Origin of the sequence: Bacteroides sp. RTP31139st1_H2_RTP31139_211217 (genome assembly GCF_040227615.1) — a bacterium.
Lineage (GTDB): Bacteria > Bacteroidota > Bacteroidia > Bacteroidales > Bacteroidaceae > Bacteroides > Bacteroides uniformis.
The window spans coordinates 1-5,194 of record NZ_JBCNZM010000236.1; the positions used below are offsets into that span (position 1 = coordinate 1).

The 5,194-nt window shown below is 37.1% G+C and carries 8 protein-coding genes and 1 tRNA gene; 7 read left to right on the top strand and 2 right to left on the bottom strand.

Features of this window, described 5'->3' with window-relative positions; all coding sequences use genetic code 11:
* Positions 1 to 10 precede the first annotated feature (10 nt).
* The 7 genes from ABUA47_RS22790 (at position 11) to ABUA47_RS22820 (ending at position 3,715) form a co-directional block, all read left to right on the top strand.
* Complete coding sequence (locus tag ABUA47_RS22790; RefSeq protein ID WP_007846556.1) at positions 11 to 193, top strand: hypothetical protein; 183 nt, start codon at positions 11 to 13, stop codon at positions 191 to 193.
* A complete protein-coding gene (locus ABUA47_RS22795; RefSeq protein WP_349824484.1) occupies positions 186 to 554 on the top strand; it encodes a hypothetical protein in 369 nt (122 codons plus the stop codon). The genes ABUA47_RS22790 and ABUA47_RS22795 overlap by 8 nt, the downstream gene beginning before the upstream one ends.
* A 147-nt stretch (positions 555 to 701) precedes the next feature.
* Positions 702 to 959, top strand: coding sequence for a hypothetical protein (locus ABUA47_RS22800; RefSeq protein WP_007846554.1), 258 nt, complete (start codon positions 702 to 704; stop codon positions 957 to 959).
* An 18-nt stretch (positions 960 to 977) separates the two neighbouring features.
* Positions 978 to 1,367 carry a YopX family protein gene (locus ABUA47_RS22805; protein WP_224241706.1) on the top strand — a complete coding sequence of 130 codons (390 nt, stop codon included), beginning with the start codon at positions 978 to 980 and terminating at the stop codon, positions 1,365 to 1,367.
* A 70-nt stretch (positions 1,368 to 1,437) separates the two neighbouring features.
* Entirely contained in the window at positions 1,438 to 1,632 is a 195-nt protein-coding gene (locus ABUA47_RS22810) for a hypothetical protein (RefSeq protein WP_249932286.1), read from the top strand.
* 5 nt (positions 1,633 to 1,637) lie between these two features.
* Positions 1,638 to 2,894 (top strand): P-loop NTPase, encoded by a 1,257-nt coding sequence (locus tag ABUA47_RS22815; RefSeq protein WP_007846551.1) that lies wholly within the window; start codon positions 1,638 to 1,640, stop codon positions 2,892 to 2,894.
* A gap of 2 nt (positions 2,895 to 2,896) precedes the next feature.
* Positions 2,897 to 3,715 carry a site-specific integrase gene (locus ABUA47_RS22820; protein WP_055300587.1) on the top strand — a complete coding sequence of 273 codons (819 nt, stop codon included), beginning with the start codon at positions 2,897 to 2,899 and terminating at the stop codon, positions 3,713 to 3,715.
* 51 nt (positions 3,716 to 3,766) lie between these two features.
* Here ABUA47_RS22820 and ABUA47_RS22825 read toward each other — a convergent pair whose 3' ends face one another.
* Together ABUA47_RS22825 and ABUA47_RS22830 are read right to left on the bottom strand one after the other, a co-directional pair.
* Positions 3,767 to 4,906, bottom strand: coding sequence for a site-specific integrase (locus tag ABUA47_RS22825; RefSeq protein WP_007846549.1), 1,140 nt, complete (start codon positions 4,904 to 4,906; stop codon positions 3,767 to 3,769).
* 220 nt (positions 4,907 to 5,126) lie between these two features.
* A tRNA-Asp gene (locus ABUA47_RS22830) sits at positions 5,127 to 5,194 on the bottom strand.

The window sequence follows — 5,194 nt, forward strand, 5'->3', positions numbered from 1 at the left end:
ATGAATCATTATGGAAGAGAATAAACAAGCCAAAAGAAGTTATCGCCGAAACAAACCGGTTACGAAAAGTAAGGTCTATGCTATTAGACTGGATATTGATTTGGTTGATTTTGTCAGAGAGCAACCAAACATGAGTAAATTTATTAATGAACTGATCCGAAAGGAGAAGGAAAATACCCAAAAGTATGAATGAAAAATCAAAAGCTTTTGAACTGATAGAATTTGTTTGGAACAATGAAAAGACTGATTCTTATTTACGAGTCAACATAGCCATGTATGAAGCAGTAAAGTTGGCTATAATATCTCAAATGAAATTCAATAAAGAGGATTTTCAGAATATATTTTCAAAATTCAGCGGTGGTTACTGGTTTGGAGTCAACGCCAACGGTAAGGGCTATGGTGAAAATTTCTATCGGAAAGCTGTTACTTCGGGAAATATTTCAGCCTGCCAAAGCTATGAAGCATTCTGCAATATTAAACCCTTCATAGACTCCAAAGGCAGAAGGTTATGCAAAGGGCAATGTACCGGGATAATGAGAAACGTTATAGGGTGACGGGATTTGATTTCAGCACTAAAAAAGTTTATTTAGTAGGTTATGCCATAAGTGATTGGGAAGAAAAAGGCAAAAAGACTCTTTTCAACTTTACCAACAACGAATGGAACGAATTTAGAAAACAAATAAAGCAATTTTAGCATAATTATGAATCAAAAAGCAAAAGATTATATCAGACGTAACACTTTGGATTTGGAAAGTGACAACCGGATGGATTCTACCGGCTATGTGCAATATGCCATATCAGAAGCAAAAGCCTATGCAGCAATAGCGATAGCCGAAGAAGGAATGAGACAAAAAGCCATTGAAGCATTCAAATTTGCTGTTGATGGTTACTTCATAATTGGTGGTACCGATTATTCAGCCGATAGATTAAATGAATTTATTAAAAAACTTGAATCTTAATTGGATATTTATATGAGAATGATAAAATTTAGAGCGAAAAGGGTTAACGGTGGTGAATGGGTAAAGAGTATGACCATTTCCTATGGAACCATCAAAAGAAAGATGTACAATGTATTCTTTGAAGTAGAACCCAACAAGTGGGTTGGTGTTATTCCCGAAACAGTCTGTCAGTTCAGCGAAATAACCGATAAGAACGGTAATAGCATCTTCGAACATGATCTAATACTGATTCATGAAAGTGAAAGCTCCTATCAATTTACAGTTGAGGTATTATTTCATAAAGGTATGTTTTGCTACAAGAACAAGGCATGTGGCTTTACTCCGTTGTGGTACGTCAGCGATAGATGTGAAGTGATAGGAAATGCTTTTGATAATCCTGAATTGATGAAAGAAGGAGTCCAACCATGAATATGCCATATAAAACCAGTCGTGACTATCAGCTTCTTAAAAAGCTACTGGATGAAGGAAAAGAGATCGTATGTTTTACAGACTTTCCGATAATAATCGGATTTTCCGTGATGTTTGTAAAGCAAGAAAAATAGGAGAAGGCCGATATTCCGTTACTTGCCGTGGTTGTGAATATGCTTCATTTTGGGAAAATCACAATTACAAATGGACGTTTGAAGATGAAATGCGAATGGCTAATATAGAATTTATTGAACCAAATATTTAATTGATATGAAAGCTATTATAATATATTCAGGCAAAGGCGGCGTAGGCAAAACCACAACAACCGCAAATATAGCAAGATTACTTGCAAAACAAGGGAATAAGGTGTTTATCATTGATGCAGATATAAACACCCCGTCAATGAACACCGAATTTGAAGGCGATCATCCGCATGAAATGATTTGGGTACACTCTTCTGGAAATATGTTTTCCAAGTTTATTTACTTGGAAAAATCAATGGTAAGGCAATATCTTGAACTGGCTAAAAAGAAAATACACTCTATCAACCCGGATTATGTTCTTATTGACACGCCTCCAAGTGTTACAAACGTGCATATAGAACTTCTTAGTAGGGTAAAAGTAAGTTATGTGCTGTTTGTCACCCAACCCACGAAATTAAGCAACCAAGATGTATTGCGTACAATGGACTTCTTTCATGAAAGATGTGGGAAGGTTAATTGTGGTATTGTGGAGAATATGTGCTACGGTACAGAACATAATGAATACCCAATAAGACTTGTTGCACAAATACCCATGCAGGACAACATGAATACCGAAAACCTGCTAACCAATGCCTATAATGAGTTTCAAAAGATAGTTGATGAAATCGTACAGAGTGATATTGTTGTTCTTGAAGAATATTCCACCGAAAACGGATATGATGAAAACTTTGATGTTACGGATATACACATTACCGGCTCACGAAAACATTACTTTACCCATGAACTTAAATATGATAATGGTGTAGAAAAAACTCTTACTCTACCTGCTATGAAATTTCTGTCTGTAAGAACATGGGATAAAGTAAGAGATTATATCCGATTCCATGATGATATGGGACATCTTTGGGACGAGAGAATGAGAAGATGTGATACAGAAAGGGTTGGCAGAGTAGTAAATCATTTCCAAAATGACGATAACGCCTATTTTATGGTTATAAATGCGCCAAACACGGAAGTTCATCTCATTACCGGAGAAATTGGAATCTGTTCTTTATTGACCGGACAGAGAGGGCATTTTGAACTACCAAGAGTCAGTTATCAAACAAGTAAAGGAAACGTGGTGCTGTTCCCTGATGAAATCATGCCAGTAGATATAAATCTGCTACAACAAGAAATAAACGAAGGCTATATAATGTTAAGTGACGGGAGATACTTACCACCGAAAGAAGCGGTACAACAATGTTACAACGCTTTCGGCATAAGGGTTGGCTTAGGTGATAATTGGGAAGATATTTATGATGGTTGGAATAAAGAAATGAAATAAAAATGAAAGACTTACGCATAGCATTCTTGGCAAAATACCCAAAATATGAAATTATACTCAACATGTATAGTCGGGCAAATGATTGCCCGGCAACATGGGAGAATCTTTCAAAAGTCCGATTGCAGACTTTTGTTGATTATATGGAAGAACGGCTGGCACCAAACTCTGTTCGCCAATATGCCGCCAAATTAAAAGCTGTATTGAACTTGTATAATGAAGAGGTTGAGCTACCTAAAGACTATAATAAAATCCTTTCAGTAAAAAATGTGAGAAGCACTAATGTTTGGCTTACTGATGAAGAACTTGAACGAATTATCACCTATGTTCCCAAGAATGCCAACGAACAATTGGTACGCACACAATTTTTAATAGGAGCCTTTACCGGTTGCCGTCATAGCGACTATACACGGTTGAACAACCGTAATATAGTGGGTGGAATGATCTCTTATGTCAGCCTAAAAACTAAAACTCATGCCACAGTGCCATTGAAGCCAATCGTGAAAGAGCTACTAACAAATTTGCCAAAAGAAGAAGTTACTGATCCGACATTCAACAATAATATCCGTAATATTTGCCGGAAAGCCGGAATCACAGAGGCGGTTAAAGTATTCAAGGCCGGAAAGGAAGTGGAAGGTGAAAAATGGGAATTTGTTTCAAGCCACACGGCACGCCGGAGTTTTGCAACCAATTTGTATTTACGCGGTGCCGATTTATACTCAATAAGCCAAATGATGGGACATGCAAGCGTGGAAATGACTCAAAATTATCTTTGCTGTGGTCTCCGTGAACAATCGGCACAAGTTATGGAGTATTTTAAATGAAACAAGCCACGCTAAATATCGGTAGAACTATTTTAGCGTGGCTCTCTTATACTATGACAAAATCCGTTCCAGCATCTCAAAGTCTTTTTCCACTTCGGCATTCAGAACTTTAGCATATTGTTGTGTGGTGCGTACATTTGTATGACCGAGCATTTTACTCACATTTTCCATTTTAACCCCATTGTTCAGGCACATTGTCGCAAATGTGTGCCTGCTCATGTGAACGGTCAAATTTCTATCAAGCCCTGCATAATCAGCAACTATTTTAAGCCGCAAATTGTATTGTTGATTACTGATAATCGGAAGCACATAATCATATTTTTTCAATATTTCCATTGCAGGAGACAGTAATACGATAAAATAGTTTTCTTCTGTCTTTAAACGAATATCCAATATAACATACTTATTGCCGCGTTTTTGTACGTCACGTTTGAAATTGAATTTAGCAAGATCAGCATAGGATATTCCAGTATATGCCTGAAAAATAAAAAGGTCACGGACTCTACAGATCGTTTCCGAGTCTATTTGAGCATCTTTCACTTTCTTCAATTCTTCGGCAGTCAAATATTTCCTGATGGCATGTTTGCCACGGGAAAAACGCTCCCCCTTATACGGATCATTTTTTAGCAAATCAAACTTTATGGCCTCGTGGATATAACGTTTGTTACGTTTATGATAGTTATATATTGTCGGCTGTGAATAGCCCTTAGCATGTAACCAATCATCATACAATGTGATATTGGCTTTTGTGAGATCAGAAAAATATATTATTCTGTCAAATTCACGTAATGAGGTCGCAAATGTCCGATGGGAAGCTTTGGTACTTTCCGTTATATCTCCACGCTCTTCAATTCTTCTTTCTACAAAGTCAACAAAACTTTCCGATTTATTGGTATATCTCAAAAATCTATCCAGCTTATCAAAATCAAAAACTTCCTTTTTGCTGATAAGTTCATTAATCCAATTTTGGATAATCCGGAGTTGTTCATCAAGACACTGGTTCAATTGAATCATTTCAACCGAATTGATTATCTTCTTTCGATCATTCCATTGGTCGGAATAGACTTTAACGCCGGTTCCGATCCATTTTCTCTTACCTTCGCTCAAAACTTCAATTTGAACGAGTCCCTTGTGTGTCTTTGTCGCAACCTTTTTACGGTCAAAGACGAATCTCATTGTCGGATATTTCATATTCTTTTGAGTTTTGGTATCTACTGATTATCGCTACAATAAAAAAATGGTATCAAAGGCGGTATCATTATAGGTGAAAATATCGGTAAAAATCGGGAAATACTGGTAAGTTTCCGGTAAATATGCACCCAATTTTTATATGTTCTCCATCTGCTCCCAACGCCTTAATTGCTTGATACACAACAAAAAAGGGAGTAACTAATGTTACTCCCTTTCGCGGTGCGTACGGGACTCGAACCCGTGACCCCATGCGTGACAGGCATGTATTCTAACCAACTGAACTAACGC

Excerpts from the sequence above, each read along its gene's own strand:
- ABUA47_RS22790 (WP_007846556.1), top strand. The coding sequence starts at position 11 with ATGGAAGAGAATAAACAAGCCAAAAGAAGTTATCGCCGAAACAAACCG.
- ABUA47_RS22795 (WP_349824484.1), top strand. The coding sequence starts at position 186 with ATGAATGAAAAATCAAAAGCTTTTGAACTGATAGAATTTGTTTGGAAC.
- ABUA47_RS22800 (WP_007846554.1), top strand. The coding sequence starts at position 702 with ATGAATCAAAAAGCAAAAGATTATATCAGACGTAACACTTTGGATTTG.
- ABUA47_RS22805 (WP_224241706.1), top strand. The coding sequence starts at position 978 with ATGATAAAATTTAGAGCGAAAAGGGTTAACGGTGGTGAATGGGTAAAG.
- ABUA47_RS22810 (WP_249932286.1), top strand. The coding sequence starts at position 1,438 with ATGTTTTACAGACTTTCCGATAATAATCGGATTTTCCGTGATGTTTGT.
- ABUA47_RS22815 (WP_007846551.1), top strand. The coding sequence starts at position 1,638 with ATGAAAGCTATTATAATATATTCAGGCAAAGGCGGCGTAGGCAAAACC.
- ABUA47_RS22820 (WP_055300587.1), top strand. The coding sequence starts at position 2,897 with ATGAAAGACTTACGCATAGCATTCTTGGCAAAATACCCAAAATATGAA.
- ABUA47_RS22825 (WP_007846549.1), bottom strand. The coding sequence starts at position 4,906 with ATGAAATATCCGACAATGAGATTCGTCTTTGACCGTAAAAAGGTTGCG.